This is a genomic window from Enterobacter sp. N18-03635 (assembly GCF_004006055.1).
Taxonomy (GTDB): domain Bacteria; phylum Pseudomonadota; class Gammaproteobacteria; order Enterobacterales; family Enterobacteriaceae; genus Enterobacter; species Enterobacter vonholyi.
In genome coordinates this window covers 2,310,975-2,327,461 of sequence record NZ_CP034769.1, presented here as the reverse complement: position 1 = coordinate 2,327,461, position 16,487 = coordinate 2,310,975, and the positions used below count along the sequence as shown (strand labels likewise).

Here is a 16,487-nt window from a genome sequence, read left to right as displayed (position 1 = left end):
AATTGGCCTCCTTATATATTCAGTGGGTTAATGGATGAATGGAGTGTAGCGGGGGAAAAGGGGTTTGGCTAGTGGGTATTCGATGGTGCGGTCTGTTGCCCTCACCCTGACCCTCTCCCACAGGGAGAGGGAAAACACCCGGCCCGTAGGCCCGGTAAGCGAAGTGCCACCGGGCGGAGCGGATTAAATCGACGTACGGCGATAGCTGCGGTATTCAGGCTTCCAGAAGTTGTCGTCGATGGCCTGCTGCAGCGCGTCGGCAGAGGTTTTCACCGCCACGCCCTGCTGCTGCGCCATTTTACCTACCGCAAACGCGATCGCGCGCGACACCTTGTGAATGTCCTTCAGCTCCGGCAGCACCAGCCCTTCACCGTTGTTGACCAGCGGAGAGTAGCCCGCGAGGGTTTCGCTCGCCGACATCAGCATCTCATCGGTAATGCGGGACGCACCGGAGGCGATTACGCCCAGTCCAATGCCCGGGAAGATATAGGAGTTGTTGCACTGCGCAATCGGATAGGTTTTATCCTTCCACACCACCGGGTCGAACGGGCTGCCGGTCGCAACCAGCGCGTTACCTTCGGTCCAGGCAATGATGTCCTGCGGCGTTGCCTCCACGCGCGAGGTCGGGTTGGAAAGTGGCATCACGATAGGGCGCTCGCAGTGCTTGTGCATCTCGCGAATAATCTCTTCGGTGAAGAGACCGGTTTGCCCGGAAACGCCGATCAGAATATCCGGCTTCACGTTGCGCACCACGTCCAGCAGGGAAAGGACTTCGTTGTCGGTATCCCAGTTTTTTAGGTTTTCGCGTTTCTGCACCAGCTTCGTCTGGAACGGCAGCAGGTTCGGCATGCCGTCGGTCAGCAGGCCGAAACGGTCAACCATAAAGACGCGGGAGCGGGCCAGCTCTTCGCTTAAGCCTTCGCGCTGCGTCTGGGCGATAATCTGCTCGGCAATACCGCAGCCCGCAGAGCCTGCGCCCAGGAAGACGATTTTCTGGTAGCTCAGCTGGCTCCCGGCTGCGCGGCTGGCGGCGATAAGCGTACCCACCGTCACGGCTGCGGTGCCCTGGATATCGTCGTTAAAGGAGCAGATCTCATCGCGATAGCGGTTCAGCAGCGGCATCGCGTTTTTCTGCGCGAAGTCTTCAAACTGCAGCAGAACGTCCGGCCAGCGGTGCTTCACTGCCTGGATGAAGTCGTCGACAAACTGATAGTACTCGTCGTCGGTAATACGCGGATGGCGCCAGCCCATATAGAGCGGGTCGTTTAGCAACTGCTGGTTGTTGGTGCCGACGTCCAGCACGACCGGCAGGGTATACGCCGGGCTGATGCCGCCGCAGGCGGTATAAAGAGAGAGTTTACCGATAGGGATCCCCATCCCGCCAATGCCCTGGTCGCCGAGGCCGAGAATACGTTCGCCGTCGGTCACCACAATGACTTTGATATTGTGGTTCGGCACGTTCTGCAGAATATCGTCCATGTTGTGACGGTTCTGATAGGAGATGAATACCCCGCGGGAGCGACGGTAGATCTCTGAGAAGCGCTCGCAGGCCGCACCCACCGTAGGGGTGTAGATCACCGGCATCATCTCTTCGAGATGGTTCTGCACCAGGCGATAGAAGAGGGTTTCGTTGGTATCCTGAATGTTGCGCAGGTAAATGTGTTTGTCGATTTCAGTTTTGAAACCCTGATACTGGATCCACGCGCGCTCTGCCTGTTCTTCAATTGTTTCAACCACTTCCGGCAGTAAACCCAGCAGGTTAAAGCTGCTGCGCTCTTCCATACTGAAGGCGCTGCCTTTGTTGAGCAGGGGGAATTCGAGTAAAACCGGTCCGGCGTATGGGATGTATAAGGAACGATGTTTTTTCAGTTTGTTGTCCATGTCACTCACTCTTTTTATGAAGATCCGTCCCTGACACTGCTGTTTGTCATCTTTCTGGCCTGTGCGATGGGGTGCGGTCCGGCGGTATTATAAAGGAGCTAAATATTAATTACCGCAACACATAAACAAAAACACCACCGGGATTACCGATGGTGTTCTGGATCTCAGTCTGGAACTTACTTGCCGGCGTGGCGTTTTCTGCCTGTGGCGTGCGTGACTTGCGTTTCGTGGTCGCCTTCAATCACCACTTTACGCTGATTCGAAAGCTTGTAGTTCAGTCCCAGAATATGGCGTGCCTGACGGTTCGATTTCATGTTAACTCCTCAATCCTGTTGATAGTTTTAAGGACCAGTTTGCTTACGCAAACGAAATGTAACCCCTTAGGTTGCAGATCCAGCTTAGCAGGTTTTTACAAGGGTGCGTTTTGCCCGCTGACGACGTAGTTAATGGTCTGCTGGTAGATGTCACTGAGGATGTCATTATCTGTGGATTCCACCCACTTGGTCAGTTCCATCAAAATGTCATCTTCAGTCACAGCACCGTGCTCGGCGTGAAGACCCTGCGCAATCGCGTTAACGAGTTCAGGTTGTGCTGCTGCGGTATTAGCCGGGTAATAAGTAAACATGCTGCCTCCGTGTCGTTTTCTGTTTAATGGTACGGCTCGCAAAAAATTTAATTCATAAACAGAATGGCAAATATTTTCCCGGTTGTGGTTCAGATTCATCTTAGAAATAAAAATGACATAAGTGCATGCTTTTATGCGCTTTTGAAATGTGGGGGTTAATCGAAGTGCTGTTGAGAGGATATTATAACGGTGCTCCTGCTATCACGAAAATATAGCAGGAGCAGAATTTAAATTACCACTTCATTTCGCCGGTATTCACCTTAGCGCTTAATTCCAGCGAGCTCTCTTCGGCCAGGTTTGGATACTGTTTTTTCAGGGTGCTGATGACGCCCGCAGAATCTTTATGTGCCGATAACGCCTGTTCAAAATGCTGCAGATAGTCGCGGGTGAAATCAATCGCCCCTGTCCCGGCTGGCGGGGTACCCAGATAGTGACCCGGAATCACGCGCTCGGGTTTATGCGCCGCCATGTTCACCAGCGTTTCCTGCCACTGCTTACGGCTTTCCGCCGTCTGGGTGTCTGCCGTCCAGACGTGAATGCCCCAGGCTACCCCGGTGCCGCCGAGGATGGTTTTCGCTGACGGGATCCACACATAGGCCGCGTAGCTGTCAGGCTGTTCGATGTCGATCTTCTCACCGTCAACCATAAACGTGGTAGAGGCGAGCACCTGTGGGACGACCAGCTCGGTCGGTGCGCCGTCTTTCATTTGTGGACCCCAGAAGGCGAGCTTGGCGTCTTTGGTGGCCTTGATGTGGTCAACCACGTGCTGCGTGGCCACCACTTTGGCGTTCGGGAAGGCTTTAACCAGCGGCTGCAGGCCAAAATAGAAATCCGGATCGCCGGAGGTGATCACAATCTTATTCAGGGTTTTACCGCTGCGGCGAATTTTCTCTACCAGCGCTTCGCCATCCTTCACGCTGAACTGCGCGTCAAACAGTACGGCTTCTTTCGGGCCGGAAACCAGCGTGGAGGAGACAGCGAAAATGCCTTTCTCCTGCGGGTTATAGGTATCAATGTTCAGCGGCGCGGCAAAAACAGCGGGTGTGAAAAGGGTGGAAAGCAGGGCAAGGTGAGTGAATTTCATGCTGTTGTCTCGGTTGTTCAGGAATGTCTTTATTGTACGGCTATTTGCATTTGCCAGAATTCCTGAAACAAGACATGCTTAGTTTCATAAATCGAGCAAATGGAGCTTATATGGACCGCGTTATTGCCGCTCAGGTTTACAACCGGATATGCGAGCTGGGGAGTTTGAGCGCTGCAGCCCGCGCGCTGGGTATTTCCCGACCGATGGTCAGCCGGTACCTTGAACAGATGGAGAAGTGGGCGGGCACGCGGCTGGTAAACCGCTCCACGCGCAAGCTGACGCTGACCGCGGCTGGGGAAAAGGTGCTGCAAAAAACGCGGACCCTCTCGCAGATCTCGCAGGAAATTGAAGGCCAGTCGGAAAAAGATCTTCCGTCCGGCACCCTGCGGGTGGCCTGCGCGCACTTTACCGCCATGCATCTGATTGCGCCGGTGCTGCCCGGTCTGCTCTCGCGTTACCCGCAGCTGCGCATCGAGCTTGACGTGAATAATCACCCGGTCAGCCTGGTGGGAGAGCGCATTGATGTCGCCGTACGTATTACCGATAACCCTGAACCCGGCATGATTGCCCGCCGGCTGGGGGAGTGCCGCTCGGTGCTTTGCGCCTCGCCGGAGTATCTGGCACAACACGGTATCCCCGTCAGCCCCGAAGAGTTAGCCCGGCATAACTGCCTGCACTATAGCTTTTTTGCCGGGCAGTCCTGGCACTTCCTGACGCCGGAAGGAGAAGGCCTGAGCGTGGCCGTCAGCGGCAACCTGAGCGCCAGCATCTCTTCGCTGTTGATGGACGCGGCGATTAAGCACTGCGGTATTGCCATGCTGCCGGAGCGCGAGGCGCGTGCCGCGCTGGATCAGGGATTGCTGGTACCGATACTGGAGGCGCTGGAGCCGAAACCGCTTGCCATCCATGGCATTTATCAGTCACGGGAATATCAGCCTGCCGCGCTGCGCGTGTTCCTCGACGAACTGGCCCGCTTCCTGGCTTAAGAGCAGGGTTGACGGGTGATTATTTTGCCTTTAGCCAGGGAGAGGACGTGCTCCAGAAAATAATATCCGCCCCGAGATAATTTTCCGCGAACCGATCAAATTCTGCTTTGGTGAAGGGCTTGCCGGTCTCAGGATTTTTATAGGTCAGGGTCGGTTCCTGAACCGCCATGGCGATGAGCGGCAGCGTCTGTTTATTTTTATGGAAGAAGGGATAGGCATTCTTCATGTGTGCCTTGCGGTTGGGAACAATATCCGGCCCACCCAGACCGACATTGTTGGCGCTGGCATACGTAAACAGACGCCCCATGTAGTTGTGGTCATTATCCCACTCGCACGGCCAGAAGTTCACGTATTGCACCACGTGTGATTTCTTAAAAGCCTTTCGCGCAAAGGCCAGATTTTCCATTTCTCCAGCGAAATAGCTGTCGCAGGTAAACCCGGCGGGCGGATTTTTTTCGTCGAGATCGATGGCGGTTTCGGGCAGGTTTACGCCATACACCTCACCATCAAAGCGTTTCGCGAGGGCGGCCAGCAAAGCCTGGTAGCGCTGACGCACGGCGGGATCCCACTGACGCGCCACCCATCCTGAACCGACTGGCTTCCCTTCGCCGGGGTTATCGAACTGCGGTGCAATCCCCCCACCGTATTGCTTATCGTGCATCAGATAGTCCGGCACGTAGCGGGCGTCCGCCTCAAAGAAACGATCCTGGATTTGAATAAAGAGTTTTTTTCCGGCGGCCTTAACGCGCGCCAGATCCTGTTCAATCCGCGAGAAGTCATAGTTGTCCTTCTCGGGTTCCAGCAAGCGCCAGTTGTAAACGATCTGCACGCCGCCGATATCGCTTCGCGCAACGAGCGGAAACACCGCGTCGAGCTCGCCGGAGCTGGTATAGATAAAATTCTCCGGCGTTTTCGCCAGTGAAGACAGCGATACCGCCAGTGTGGTGACGGCAACGGCCATCCTGATTTTTAGCGCCATATCATTATCCTTTTTGTTGGTACAGCAGGTGAAAGTCCTGGAATTGTCTGTGTTCCAGGGTGGGTCAGATGCGTAGTCTATACTTAACCCTTTGTAAGCCAAAAGGAGAGCAAGAATGACTATTCATAAGCACGGTTCGGCACACTGGTCTGGCGACATTAAGCGCGGTAAAGGAACGGTTTCCACCGAGAGCGGCGTTCTCAATCAGCAGCCTTACGGTTTCAATACCCGCTTTGAGGGCGAAAAGGGGACCAACCCCGAAGAATTGATTGGCGCGGCACATGCGGCCTGCTTCTCAATGGCGCTGTCGCTGATGCTCGGTGAAGCGGGCTATACCGCTGACTCTATTGATACCACGGCGGACGTCTCTCTGGATAAAACCGACGGCGGCTTTGCCATCACTAAGGTTGCCCTTAAAAGCAAGGTGACCGTTCCGGGCATCGCCCCCCAGCAGTTCGACGGTATTATTCAGAAAGCGAAAGCGGGCTGTCCGGTATCGCAGCTCCTGAAAGCTGAGATTACGCTGGACTATAAGCTTAATTAAACCGCAGCCGGGTTTGCGCCCGGCTATCCCTTCAGCGCGGCGGGAAACACCTCCGCCAGCCAGGCAATAAACACCTTAAGACGGTGCGTCAGATGCCGGTTCTGAGGGTAAACCACATGAAACGGATAGGCGGCAGGGCGCCAGTCGCTCAGAATCGCCGTCAGCGTTCCCGCCCGTAAATACGCGTTTGCCGAATACTCAAAGGTCTGAACGATCCCCAGCCCCGCCGCGGCAGCCGCCAGATGGGCATTACTTTCATTTACGCCGAGATAATGCGGAATGTTGATTTCCAGCGCCTCGCCGTTCTCTCTGAAGCGAAACGGAAATGCCCGCCCGGTGACGGGCGAGAGGTAGCTAATGAGCTTGTGGCCGTTGCACAGCTCCTGCGGATAGGCCGGAACGCCGTGATTTTTCAGGTAACCCGGCGTCGCGCAGGTGACCATTTCGGCGTTGCCAATATGGCGGGCGATGAGGGTCGAGTCGTTCAGCGGGCCGCCGCGGATGACGCAGTCTACGTTACCGCTGATGAGATCCACCGGACGATCGGCTACCCCAAGGTCGATGCGGATCTCCGGATAACGCTGCATAAAATCCGGCAGCAGGGGGATAAGCACGTCGCGGGCGGTGGATCCGCCTATATCAACCCGCAGATGCCCTTTTGGCGTCGCGCGGGAAATGCGAAACGCGGTGTCGATGTCTTCGATATCTATCAAGACCCTCAGCGCTTTTTCATAGTATTCCATCCCTTCAGGCGTCGCGACCACCCGTCGAGTGGTGCGGTGCAGAAGGCGTATATCCAGGTGCGCCTCAAGCGATTTGACCAGCTTGCTCAGGGTGGCGATCGGCATATTCAGCGAGTCCGCCGCGCGGGTAAAGCTTCCGGATTCCACCACCCGCGTAAAGGCGCGCATCGCCATGAGCTGGTCCATGATGACCTCTTATTATTTCTGTATGTGAATAGTCATTTTCATTTTTGCCGGTTTTTCACTAATCCTGCAAGGGCTAAAGTTTGTCCAACGCAAACCCAACAAAAGGTAAATGACATGAACACGACTCTCTCAGGAAAAATCGCACTGGTCACCGGCGGCAGCACCGGCATTGGTCTTGCCACGGCGCAGGAGCTGGCGGCGCAGGGCGCGAAGGTGTATATCACCGGACGCCGTCAGGCCGAGCTTGACGCGGCGGTCGCAGAAATTGCTTCAACGGCAGTGGGCATTCGCGCGGACGTGTCAAAACTGGCGGATCTGGACGAGGTCTATGCCCGGATAGCCAAAGAAGAAGGCCGCCTCGATATTCTGTTCGCCAATGCGGGTGGCGGCGATATGCTGCCGCTGGGCGCGATAACCGAAGAGCAGTTTGACCGGATTTTCGGCACCAACGTCCGCGGGGTGCTGTTTACGGTGCAGAAGGCGTTGCCTCTGCTCTCCGCCGGATCCTCGATTATTCTGACCGGCTCGACGGTCTCCATTAAGGGGACGGCAAACTTTAGCGTCTACAGCGCCAGCAAGGCCGCCGTGCGCAACTTTGCCCGCTCCTGGGCGCTGGATTTGCAGGGCCGTGGGATCCGCGTCAACGTGGTCAGCCCGGGCCCGATCAAAACCCCTGGCCTCGGCGATCTGGTGCCGGAAGAACACCGTCAGGGGCTGTACGACGCGCTGGCAGCTCAGGTGCCGCTGGGCCGTTTAGGCGCGCCGGGCGAGGTGGGGAAAGCGGTGGCGTTTCTGGCCTCCGATGCGGCCAGCTTTATTAACGCCACCGAGCTGTTCGTGGACGGCGGGATGGCGCAAATCTAACCCAGACTTCGCCAGCAGCGGACGTCACGGCCCTCGCGAGAGGGCTGTAACGGCTGAGGACGCTCGCACCCCTGCGCGGCCATCGGGCATCGGTCGCGGAAAAAACAGCCTTCGGGAAGACGGCGGTTGCCGGGAAGCTCCGTTTTGCGTAAGGCCAGCGTCTCATCCAGCGGTTCACCGGTGCGGGGAACCGAATCGAGCAGCAGGCGGGTGTAAGGATGGCGCGGCTCCCCAAGCACCTGTGCGGCGCTGCCCAGCTCCACAATCTGCCCAAGGTACATCACCGCCACGCGGTCGCTCATGTGCCTGACCACCGAGACGTTATGTGATATCAACACGTAGGTCAGATTACGCTGCTGTTGTAGCGTCACCAGCAGGTTGAGGATCTGCGCCTGCACGGAAATATCCAGCGCGCTGGTGGGTTCATCAAGCACGATGATATCCGGATCGGACGAGAGCGCCCGGGCGATGGCGATGCGCTGACGCTGCCCGCCGGAGAAGGCGTGCGGAAGCCGGTCGAGATATTCCGGGCGAATGCCCACCTGCAGCGCCAGGTTTTCAGCCAGCTGGCGGCGGTCGCGCTCGCTGCTGCGCTTTTGTACCCAAACCGGCTCGGTGATGATGCGCCAGACCGGCAGGCGCGGGTCGAGCGAGGAGAGCGGATCCTGAAACACCATCTGCATGCCGCCCGCATGGTGCGCCCGCTGGCAGGCGCCGGTGCTGGGCTTAAGCATGCCCATCAGCAGCTGGGCCAGCGTGCTTTTCCCGCAGCCCGATTCCCCGACGATACCGAGCGTTTCTCCCCGACGGATCTCAAGGTCGAGCCCGTTAAGCGCATGGACCTTTTCCGTCACACGCCCCAGCCAGTTTTTACGTGCCGCAAAATTCACGTGCACGCTATCCAGTTCCAGCAGTACATCAGACATGGGCTTTCTCCCGTTGTGGATACCAGCAGGCAGCCTGTTGGCCTTCTGCGCCATGGGGTTGCAGGCGCGGCGTTTCGCTGCATTTCGCCCCGGCGGCAAAGCATCGCTCGCGGAACGCGCATCCCTGCGGAAGCTGGCTGAGGTTTGGGACCGTGCCGGGGATGGCGGGAAGCGGGGCGCGCGGCTGGCCGTTTTCCGGCGCGCACTGCAGCAGGCCGATGGAGTAGGGATGCTCAGGCTGGTGGATCAGCGTTTGCGTGGCACCGCTCTCGATCACGCTGCCCGCATACATCACGTACATCCTGTCGCAGAGCTGGGACACCACGGCCATATCGTGGCTGATAAACAGCACCGAGGTGCCGCTGGCCCGCGCCTTGTGCCTCAGCAGGCGCAGCACCTGCAGCTGGACGGTGACGTCCAGCGCGGTGGTCGGTTCGTCGGCGATAATCAGCTCCGGCTCGCAGGAGAAGGCAAGGGCGATCATCACCCGCTGGCGCATCCCGCCCGACAGCTCAAACGGATAGCGGGCAATGACCGCTTTCGCATCCGGGATTTGCATCTCTTCCAGAAGGGTAATCGCCTTCTGCTGCGCCTCACGCCGGGAAATCGGCTGATGCTGGCGGATCACCTCGACCATCTGTTTGCCAATCCGCCGCGTCGGGTTGAGGGCGGTCATGGGCTCCTGAAAAATCATCGCCACCTTTGCGCCGCGCCACTGGCGAAGCTGCTTCTCGGACGCCGTCAGGACGTTTTCGCCGAGTAATTTCACCTGACCATGATGAATGCGGTAGCTGCCTTCCGGCAGCAGACGCATGGCGAGCATGGCGGTCACCGATTTACCGGAACCGGATTCGCCCACCACGCCGACAATTTCACCCCTGCCGATCTCCAGCGAGACGTGGTTAAGCGCGTGGACCTCGCCGCGAAAAATCGGGAAGCTCAGGTGCAGGTCTTCAATCTTGAGTACCGGGTCGGTCATCACTGTTTCCCTCCTGACTTCGGATCCAGCAGATCGCGAATACCGTCGCCAAACAGGTTAAAGCCCACGGCGGTTATCAAAATCGCCGCACCGGGAAAGGCGCAGTACCACCACTGGTCCAGAACGTAGTTACGGCCGACGGCCACCATCGCGCCCCATTCGGCGGTCGGCTGCTGCGCGCCCAGGCCAATAAATCCCAGCGTGGCGGCCATCAGGATGGCGCTGCCGATGTCCAGCGACGCCTGCACGATCAGCGGCGGCAGGGCGTTGCGCAGGATGTGCCAGCGGATCAAATGCCAGCGGGAGGCGCCAAAGGTGCGGGCGGCCTGCACGTAGGTAAACTGGCGCACCACCAGGGTTTGCCCGCGTGCCAGGCGGACGTAAAACGGAATGCGGACAATCGCAATCGCCAGCATGGCGTTAAACAGGCTCGGCCCGAGCGCGGCGGCCAGCGCCATGGTCAGCACCAGGGAAGGTATCGAGAGCATAATGTCCATCACCCGCATGATGACGGCGTCGCCGCGCCCGCCCAGCACGCCGGACAGACAGCCCAGCAGCGAACCGATGCCGCCCGCAATTACCACCACCGCCAGCCCGGCGGTAATGGACTGCTGGCTGCCCGCCAGCACGCGGCTGAACAGATCGCGGCCCACCTCGTCGGTACCAAACCAGTGCTGCGCGGACGGCGCCTGCAGGCGGGCGGTCAGATCCAGCGCGTTTGGGTCGTGCGGCACGATCCACGGCGCGGCCACCATAATGAAAAGCATCACGAGCATTATGACGCCGCCAACGATCGTGAGCGGGCTTTGACGCAGCATCCAGAACAGCTTTGCCCAGTTGATGCGTTGTCCGGCGGTTTTAGCCGGGGCGGGCGTTTCCTGCGTTAACATCATTCGGCACCTCCGCGCCCGATTCGCGGGTCAATCCACAGGTAAAGCAGATCGACCACCAGATTAACCAGCACGTAGGCCAGCGAAACCACGACGGCAAAGCCCATCACGGCGGGGAAATCGAGCGCCTGAATGGACGTCACCACCCAGGCGCCCATGCCAGGCCAGGCAAAGACGGTTTCGGTCAGTACGGCGCCGTACAGCAGATCCCCCAGCGCCAGCCCGAGCACGGTAATCGACGGGATCATCGCATTCGGCAGGGCGTAGCGCAGGACGATATACCAGCCGGGCAGGCCGCTGGCGCGGGCCGTGCGAATGTAGTCCTCGCTAAGCTGCTCCAGCATCGCCGAGCGAACCTGGCGTGCGACGATGCCCAGGTGGACAAACGCCAGCGTCAGCGAGGGTAAAATCAGGTGCTGCAGCGCGTTGAAAAAGACCTCGCCGTTGCCCTCCAGCAGCGCGTCCAGCAGATAAAAGCCGGTGACGTGCGTCGGCGGATCGAGCCAGTCGTCCAGCCTGCCGCCGCCCGGGAGGATCTGCAGGTGCCCGTAGAACAGCACGATGACGCCCAGCCCAAGCCAGAAGGCCGGCGTGGAGATCCCGGTCATCGCCATTAAACGCACCAGGTGATCCAGCCAGCGGTTGCGGTAGACCGCCGACAAAATCCCCAGCGGCACGCCGATGACCAGCGCCAGCAGCAGAGAACAAAAGGCCAGCTCCAGCGTGGCGGGGAAAAAGGCCTTCAGGTCTTCCGCAACCGGACGACCGGTACGGATGGACGTGCCTAAATCACCGTGGGCCAGGGCGTCCACGTAGCGGCCAAACTGAACGTACAGAGGCTGGTCCAGCCCTAACTGCTGGCGGATGTTCTGCACGATTTCGTCGCTGGCGCGATCGCCGGCCAGCAGACGGGCAGGATCGCCGGGGATCAGGTGCGAAATAATAAAGGTGATAATACAGACACCGGCCACCACCAGGAGTAACCCCCAGCAGCGCTGGCGAACTATGCTCCAGAACGTCATACGCTTTCCCCCGGCGAAACGGTTACTTGCTCATGGTGGCGATGTTGAACACCTGCTCGAGCATCGGATTAAAGGTGAAGCCTTTGACCTCTTTGTTCATCGCCAGCTGGTAGTTCTTCTGGAACAGATAAACGTACGCCGCTTCGTCGATGACCACCTTTTGCGCCTGCTGATAATCTTTGGTGCGTTCCGCCTGGTCCGTGGTTTTCAGCGCGGCCTGCAGCAGGGAATCGACCTCTTTGTTCTCATAGAACGAGCGGTTGCCCGGCAGCCCTTTTTTATCCGATTCGAACCAGTAGTTCATGAACATGTACGGGTCGGCAAAGTCCGGGCTCCAGTTGCCGATGGCGATGTCGTAATCGCCTTTGCCGACGCGGTCGCGCATGGTGGCATTGGCCAGTTTCTCCAGCTTGACGTTAATGCCGATCTTGCCAAGGCTGGCCTGGGTTGAGAGGGCGATAGGCTCCCAGTTTGGATCGTTGTCCGAGTAGAGGAAGGTCAGGCTGGCGGGCTTGTCTTTGACCTTCTCCAGGGCTGCTTTAGCTTTGGCCTCGTCGAGGCTGTACTGCATGGCCGCGGCGTCAAAACCCCACATGCCTTCCGGGATCGGGCCGCGCATTTGCTTGCCGTTGCCGCTCAGAATGCCTTTCACCATCCCCTGATAGTCCGTCGCCCAGGAGACCGCGCGGCGTAAATCCACCTGATTGAGCGGCGCTTTGCTGTTGTTGAGGTAGAGGTAGGTCACGCGCAGGGACGGGTATTCGGCGACGGCGACTTTGCCTTCCTGCTTCAGGGCCGCCAGCTGATCGACCGGCAGGGAGTCGGCAATGTCCAGATCGCCGCGGGAAAGCTGCAGACGGCGCGACGCGCTCTCACCGATAATTTTTACCGAGACGCGCTTGAAGTGCGGCTTGTCGCCAGACCAGTGCGGGTTTGGCACCAGCACCAGCTGCTGGCCTTTCTGCCAGCTTTTGAGCATAAACGGCCCGGAACCGGCGGTATTTTGCGCCAGAAAACCGCGCGCATCGTCTGCGGCATTGGCCTTCAGCACCGCCGGGTTAATGATGGACGCCCCGTCGTTTGCCAGGGTGTAGAGGAAAGGCGCGAACGGCTGGCTGAGGGTGAATTTCACCGTGTGCTCATCAACGGCATCAACTTTCAGGTCTTTCGGGAAGGCTTCAGACGGCCCCTGGCTGAGCTTCAGCAGGCGCTCAAAGGAGAGTTTGACCGCCTCGGCGGTAACCGGCGTGCCGTCGGAAAATTTGGCGTTATCCGCCAGGGTAAAGGTCCACACTTTCTGGTCGTCGGAGGCTTTCCAGCCCGTCGACAGATCGCCTTCTACCTCGGTAGAGCCTGGCTTGTACTTGACCAGACGCTGGTAGGACGGATAGGTGACGGTCCAGTCGTTGTTATCAATGGTGATGGCCGGATCGAGCGTTTGCGGGTCGGCGGCTTTACCGATGACCAGCATGTCTTTCGGGACGGCAGCCAGCGCCAGCGGTGCGCTCAGGGCCAGCGTGGCGGCAATGATGGTCGTGAGAAGCGATGTTTTCATGGCAGTGCTCCAGGTTCAAAGAGAGGTGTGCGTCAGGGGAAAACAGGCAAAACGGTCGTCAAGCAGCGGGTAGCTGGCGGCGTTCGGCAGTTCGAAGTGCCACCATTCGCTGCTGATACCCACAAAACCGCCGCCGAACATGATGGCGTTCAGCAGCAGACGGTTACGCTGGGCGTGCGGCGGCACGGAGGGGTGATACGGATGCGAGCGGTCGTGCATTTCGTCAAAACCGGCGCCCATATCCAGCACGGCGTTATGTTCGTCCATCAGGGTGACGTCGATGGCCGTGCCGCGGCTGTGGTTGGAGCCAATCGCTACGTCGACCACGTATTCCGGGTTCGGGCAGGCCTCCCACAGCTGAGCCTGCGCCTGCTGCGGCCGATAGGCGTCGTAGACCACCAGCTTCAGCCCGGCCAGCGTGGCAATGCTGATGGCTTTTGCCAGCGCGGTAGCGGCATCGGTATGCAGCAGGCACAGCGCCTCCTGATAGATAGGGCGGCCGGTGATGTTGTCGGCGGTGGCGTACTTCAGATCGACATGCAGCGTGGGGAACGTCTTCGCCACATCAATCAGTTCACTCTCTACGGGCATAGCTCCGCTCCTTTAGCGTTCGAATTGACCAAACTCTTGTTGTAATTGTCGGTTTACTGCCAGGCGCGCCGGGAGCGCTTCACCCAGCGCTTCCACCACGCCCGACAGCAGCAGGTTGAACAGGCAGCTCACGGGGGCAAGTGAATCCCAGAAATGACCGGTATCGGTTTTCACCTGCAGCAAATCCATCGGGTAATCCCGCGCCCACGGGCACCAGATGTCGGTGATTAAGGCCAGCGGAATGCCTTTCTCGCTGGCGACGCGGCAGTACTGACGGGCCATCGCAGAGTAGGTGCGCGTGTCAGTCAGCACGACGTACGGATGCGAAAACCCCGAGTTGAGGGATTCCACCCAGCTGCCGGAAGCGCCCTCCGAATAGCTCACCCGCGGGCGGAGGTACTCGAGGTGGCTGAAGAAGGCGTTGGCAATCCCGCGCGTGGACTGGATCCCCAGCACAAAGACCGCGTCCGCGTGGGCCAGATGGTGCACCACCTGACGAAAAGCGTCCGTTTGCGCCAGCTGGTACACCTGCGTGATGGCGTCCACTTCCAGCGACAGGGCGTGCTGAAGGCGGCTGGAAAGAGGGCGCTGCTGCTGCCAGGAGTCGAGCCGCTCGTTCATGCCCCAGGGCTGATACGGATCGCGCAGGCTTTTTTTGGCATCTTCCAGGTTGCGGTACCCCAGCTTGCGCAGGAAGCGTCCGACGGTAATTCCGCTGGTCCCGCTCGCCTGACCCACACTTTCCGCCGTTTCAAACGGGATTTGCGCGGCGTGCGCCAGCAGCCAGCTTCCGACCCGCTTTTCGCTGGGCGTGAGCTGGCTGAACGTCGCTTCGATACGGCTCAGCATCTCAGGTTTCGTCGTCATACCGCCTCGCTGTTAACAGGCTGTCAATGGTCGAATTTGTGTTACCCGGTTAACAATGCATGACGCGTGCCATATTCACAGGCGGGTGAAAACCCGCTGAGCAGTAAACTTCATGCAATATTTAGTTAACCAATGATCAACATTTGTGCAGCGTAGTTCACTTTTGGTGCACTGGCTGAGCGGGCAGGTATGAATTTGGTGAATACGTCAGTCCGTTCACATTTTTGATAAGATAGATGTACTGTGAATATAAAAGGGATCCCGGCATGGCAAATCTGCCCTGGCGAGTCAGCGTGCGCCTGATCGCGCTTGCAAAGAAAACAGGAATGGTCGTGGGGATCGTACTGGTCGTCCTGCTGGCGGTGCGGGTCTATCTCTCGCAGCAGGGACCGGAACTGCACCTGTGGCACACCTGGCGGGCCAATGAGATGTCCGCGCGCGAGATGGACAACACCGACTTTGCCGGGTATCAGGCCCGGGAAAAGGCGATTTTCACCGATCTGGATAACGCGGTGACGGCGAAAACAGCGGGCGAGGAACAAACCCCGTTAAACCGCTACTACCGCCAGAGCCTGGTGTGGCCCGGTCAGTTTGCCCCCGATGCCAACCGCTCCTTTGTGCTGATGCCGGCCGGAAAGCCACGCGGCGCGGTGGTGTTGCTGCATGGACTGACGGATTCTCCTTACAGCGTCAGGCGTCTTGCCGTGAACTATCAGCAGCACGGCTTTGTGGCCGTCGTCCCGCGTCTACCCGGACACGGCACCGCTCCCGGTGCGCTGACGGACGTTGACTGGGAAATGTGGCTGGCGGCGACGCGTCTTGCGGTGCGGGAAGCCACGCGCCTGGCGGGTGAAGCTGTGCCTTTGCATCTGGTGGGCTACTCAAACGGCGGGGCGCTGGCGATGAAATATACCCTTGATGCGCTTGACACCTCTGCGCTGCGTAAACCCCAGCAGGTGATCCTGCTCTCACCGATGATCGGCGTGACGGCCTTTGCGCGCTTTGCCGGTTTCGCCGGGTTACCGGCGCTGCTGCCGGCGTTTGCTAAAGCAGCCTGGCTGAATATTGCGCCGGAATATAACCCGTATAAATACAATTCTTTCCCGGTTAACGCCGCTCGCCAGTCGTGGCTGCTGACGAAGGCCCTGCAGGAGCAGATTGGCCGTGAGGCGCGGGAAAACAGGCTGGCGAATTTGCCGCCGGTGCTGGCGTTCCAGTCGGTCATGGATTCTACGGTCAGCACCCGCGCGGTGGTGACCGGCCTGTTTGACCAGCTTCCGGCAAACGGCAGCGAACTGGTGGTGTTTGACATCAATCAGGCAGCCAGCTTCCGTCCGCTGTTCAAACCGTCGTCGTGGACGGCAACCTCGGCGCTGCTGCCGGTTGCGCAAAGGCGTTACAGTGTCACTGTTATCACCAATGCCGGCGAGCACAGTTTCTCGACGGTGGCGAAAATCACTCCAGCAGGCAGCACGCAGGAGACGGTCGTGCCGCTTGCGCAGTCCTGGCCGCAGGATGTCTATTCCCTGTCGCACGTTGCGGTGCCGTTCCCGCCGGATGACGATCTTTATGGTCGTGAACCTGCAGTGAAAAACCGCTACGGCATCAGCCTCGGGACGATTGCGCTCTGGGGAGAAACGTCCGTGTTGAGCGTCGGAAAAGAAGCGCTGATGCGGGTCACCTCGAACCCGTTCTACGACTATATGCAGGAGAGGATCGACAGCCGGATTGGCGACGGGGGAAAGTAACGTTCCTTTGTGGTGTG

General features: G+C 58.8%; 17 protein-coding genes. 4 read left to right on the top strand and 13 right to left on the bottom strand.

The annotated features are described in order from the left end of the window. Positions 1–183 precede the first annotated feature (183 nt). The 4 genes from ELK40_RS11820 to ELK40_RS11805 form a co-directional block, all read right to left on the bottom strand. Positions 184–1,881: an NAD-dependent malic enzyme gene (locus tag ELK40_RS11820; RefSeq protein ID WP_023335794.1), complete on the bottom strand. Its 1,698-nt coding sequence runs from the start codon at positions 1,879–1,881 to the stop codon at positions 184–186. Between the two features lie 176 nt (positions 1,882–2,057). Next, positions 2,058–2,195 (bottom strand): stationary-phase-induced ribosome-associated protein, encoded by a 138-nt coding sequence (gene sra / locus ELK40_RS11815; RefSeq protein ID WP_008501714.1) that lies wholly within the window; start codon positions 2,193–2,195, stop codon positions 2,058–2,060. Between the two features lie 95 nt (positions 2,196–2,290). Then, on the bottom strand, positions 2,291–2,506 hold the full coding sequence (bdm, locus tag ELK40_RS11810) for a biofilm-dependent modulation protein (RefSeq protein ID WP_013096534.1): 216 nt from the start codon (positions 2,504–2,506) through the stop codon (positions 2,291–2,293). Between the two features lie 232 nt (positions 2,507–2,738). Next, positions 2,739–3,590, bottom strand: a complete 852-nt coding sequence (locus ELK40_RS11805; protein WP_127730997.1) for a Vmh family MBL fold metallo-hydrolase — start codon at positions 3,588–3,590, stop codon at positions 2,739–2,741. 110 nt (positions 3,591–3,700) lie between these two features. Here ELK40_RS11805 and ELK40_RS11800 point away from each other — a divergent pair, with 110 nt between their 5' ends. After that, positions 3,701–4,576, top strand: a complete 876-nt coding sequence (locus ELK40_RS11800) for a LysR family transcriptional regulator (RefSeq protein WP_115875160.1) — start codon at positions 3,701–3,703, stop codon at positions 4,574–4,576. A 19-nt stretch (positions 4,577–4,595) separates the two neighbouring features. Here ELK40_RS11800 and ELK40_RS11795 read toward each other — a convergent pair whose 3' ends face one another. Further along, positions 4,596–5,555: a hypothetical protein gene (locus tag ELK40_RS11795; protein WP_115875157.1), complete on the bottom strand. Its 960-nt coding sequence runs from the start codon at positions 5,553–5,555 to the stop codon at positions 4,596–4,598. 115 nt (positions 5,556–5,670) lie between these two features. On the opposite strand from ELK40_RS11795, the gene ELK40_RS11790 reads away from it, so the two are divergent. Further along, positions 5,671–6,099 (top strand): OsmC family protein, encoded by a 429-nt coding sequence (locus ELK40_RS11790; RefSeq protein WP_023311893.1) that lies wholly within the window; start codon positions 5,671–5,673, stop codon positions 6,097–6,099. Positions 6,100–6,122: 23 nt separating this feature from the next. On the opposite strand, the gene ELK40_RS11785 is transcribed toward ELK40_RS11790, so the two are convergent. Next, positions 6,123–7,028: a LysR family transcriptional regulator gene (locus ELK40_RS11785; protein ID WP_127730995.1), complete on the bottom strand. Its 906-nt coding sequence runs from the start codon at positions 7,026–7,028 to the stop codon at positions 6,123–6,125. Between the two features lie 114 nt (positions 7,029–7,142). On the opposite strand from ELK40_RS11785, the gene ELK40_RS11780 reads away from it, so the two are divergent. Beyond that, on the top strand, positions 7,143–7,892 hold the full coding sequence (locus ELK40_RS11780; RefSeq protein WP_008501706.1) for an SDR family oxidoreductase: 750 nt from the start codon (positions 7,143–7,145) through the stop codon (positions 7,890–7,892). Here the strand turns inward: ELK40_RS11780 and ELK40_RS11775 are convergent. Genes ELK40_RS11775 through ELK40_RS11745 form a run of 7 tightly spaced genes read right to left on the bottom strand, consistent with a single transcriptional unit; the run spans position 7,889 to position 14,722 of the window. Further along, positions 7,889–8,818, bottom strand: a complete 930-nt coding sequence (locus ELK40_RS11775; protein WP_127730993.1) for an ABC transporter ATP-binding protein — start codon at positions 8,816–8,818, stop codon at positions 7,889–7,891. The two genes, ELK40_RS11780 and ELK40_RS11775, sit on opposite strands and share 4 nt — an antisense overlap. Continuing rightward, positions 8,811–9,797 carry an ABC transporter ATP-binding protein gene (locus ELK40_RS11770; RefSeq protein ID WP_115875151.1) on the bottom strand — a complete coding sequence of 329 codons (987 nt, stop codon included), beginning with the start codon at positions 9,795–9,797 and terminating at the stop codon, positions 8,811–8,813. The genes ELK40_RS11775 and ELK40_RS11770 overlap by 8 nt, the downstream gene beginning before the upstream one ends. After that, the gene (ddpC, locus tag ELK40_RS11765) at positions 9,797–10,690 is read right to left on the bottom strand and encodes a D,D-dipeptide ABC transporter permease (protein WP_115875148.1); all 894 of its coding nucleotides are present in this window, start codon (positions 10,688–10,690) and stop codon (positions 9,797–9,799) included. The genes ELK40_RS11770 and ddpC overlap by 1 nt, the downstream gene beginning before the upstream one ends. Next, positions 10,687–11,709: an ABC transporter permease gene (locus ELK40_RS11760; RefSeq protein ID WP_115875146.1), complete on the bottom strand. Its 1,023-nt coding sequence runs from the start codon at positions 11,707–11,709 to the stop codon at positions 10,687–10,689. Before ELK40_RS11760 ends, ddpC begins: the two co-directional genes overlap by 4 nt. Positions 11,710–11,731: 22 nt before the next feature. Beyond that, positions 11,732–13,264: an ABC transporter substrate-binding protein gene (locus tag ELK40_RS11755; protein WP_115875144.1), complete on the bottom strand. Its 1,533-nt coding sequence runs from the start codon at positions 13,262–13,264 to the stop codon at positions 11,732–11,734. Between the two features lie 15 nt (positions 13,265–13,279). Beyond that, positions 13,280–13,855 (bottom strand): D-alanyl-D-alanine dipeptidase, encoded by a 576-nt coding sequence (gene ddpX, locus ELK40_RS11750; protein ID WP_115875142.1) that lies wholly within the window; start codon positions 13,853–13,855, stop codon positions 13,280–13,282. 12 nt (positions 13,856–13,867) lie between these two features. Beyond that, positions 13,868–14,722, bottom strand: a complete 855-nt coding sequence (locus tag ELK40_RS11745; RefSeq protein WP_115875140.1) for a MurR/RpiR family transcriptional regulator — start codon at positions 14,720–14,722, stop codon at positions 13,868–13,870. Between the two features lie 266 nt (positions 14,723–14,988). Between ELK40_RS11745 and ELK40_RS11740 the strand changes: the two genes are divergently transcribed. After that, on the top strand, positions 14,989–16,470 hold the full coding sequence (locus ELK40_RS11740; RefSeq protein ID WP_127730991.1) for an alpha/beta hydrolase: 1,482 nt from the start codon (positions 14,989–14,991) through the stop codon (positions 16,468–16,470). The last annotated feature ends 17 nt before the right edge of the window (positions 16,471–16,487 follow it).

Excerpts from the sequence above, each read along its gene's own strand:
- ELK40_RS11820 (WP_023335794.1), bottom strand. The coding sequence starts at position 1,881 with ATGGACAACAAACTGAAAAAACATCGTTCCTTATACATCCCATACGCC.
- sra (WP_008501714.1), bottom strand. The coding sequence starts at position 2,195 with ATGAAATCGAACCGTCAGGCACGCCATATTCTGGGACTGAACTACAAG.
- bdm (WP_013096534.1), bottom strand. The coding sequence starts at position 2,506 with ATGTTTACTTATTACCCGGCTAATACCGCAGCAGCACAACCTGAACTC.
- ELK40_RS11805 (WP_127730997.1), bottom strand. The coding sequence starts at position 3,590 with ATGAAATTCACTCACCTTGCCCTGCTTTCCACCCTTTTCACACCCGCT.
- ELK40_RS11800 (WP_115875160.1), top strand. The coding sequence starts at position 3,701 with ATGGACCGCGTTATTGCCGCTCAGGTTTACAACCGGATATGCGAGCTG.
- ELK40_RS11795 (WP_115875157.1), bottom strand. The coding sequence starts at position 5,555 with ATGGCGCTAAAAATCAGGATGGCCGTTGCCGTCACCACACTGGCGGTA.
- ELK40_RS11790 (WP_023311893.1), top strand. The coding sequence starts at position 5,671 with ATGACTATTCATAAGCACGGTTCGGCACACTGGTCTGGCGACATTAAG.
- ELK40_RS11785 (WP_127730995.1), bottom strand. The coding sequence starts at position 7,028 with ATGGACCAGCTCATGGCGATGCGCGCCTTTACGCGGGTGGTGGAATCC.
- ELK40_RS11780 (WP_008501706.1), top strand. The coding sequence starts at position 7,143 with ATGAACACGACTCTCTCAGGAAAAATCGCACTGGTCACCGGCGGCAGC.
- ELK40_RS11775 (WP_127730993.1), bottom strand. The coding sequence starts at position 8,818 with ATGTCTGATGTACTGCTGGAACTGGATAGCGTGCACGTGAATTTTGCG.
- ELK40_RS11770 (WP_115875151.1), bottom strand. The coding sequence starts at position 9,797 with ATGACCGACCCGGTACTCAAGATTGAAGACCTGCACCTGAGCTTCCCG.
- ddpC (WP_115875148.1), bottom strand. The coding sequence starts at position 10,690 with ATGATGTTAACGCAGGAAACGCCCGCCCCGGCTAAAACCGCCGGACAA.
- ELK40_RS11760 (WP_115875146.1), bottom strand. The coding sequence starts at position 11,709 with ATGACGTTCTGGAGCATAGTTCGCCAGCGCTGCTGGGGGTTACTCCTG.
- ELK40_RS11755 (WP_115875144.1), bottom strand. The coding sequence starts at position 13,264 with ATGAAAACATCGCTTCTCACGACCATCATTGCCGCCACGCTGGCCCTG.
- ddpX (WP_115875142.1), bottom strand. The coding sequence starts at position 13,855 with ATGCCCGTAGAGAGTGAACTGATTGATGTGGCGAAGACGTTCCCCACG.
- ELK40_RS11745 (WP_115875140.1), bottom strand. The coding sequence starts at position 14,722 with ATGACGACGAAACCTGAGATGCTGAGCCGTATCGAAGCGACGTTCAGC.
- ELK40_RS11740 (WP_127730991.1), top strand. The coding sequence starts at position 14,989 with ATGGCAAATCTGCCCTGGCGAGTCAGCGTGCGCCTGATCGCGCTTGCA.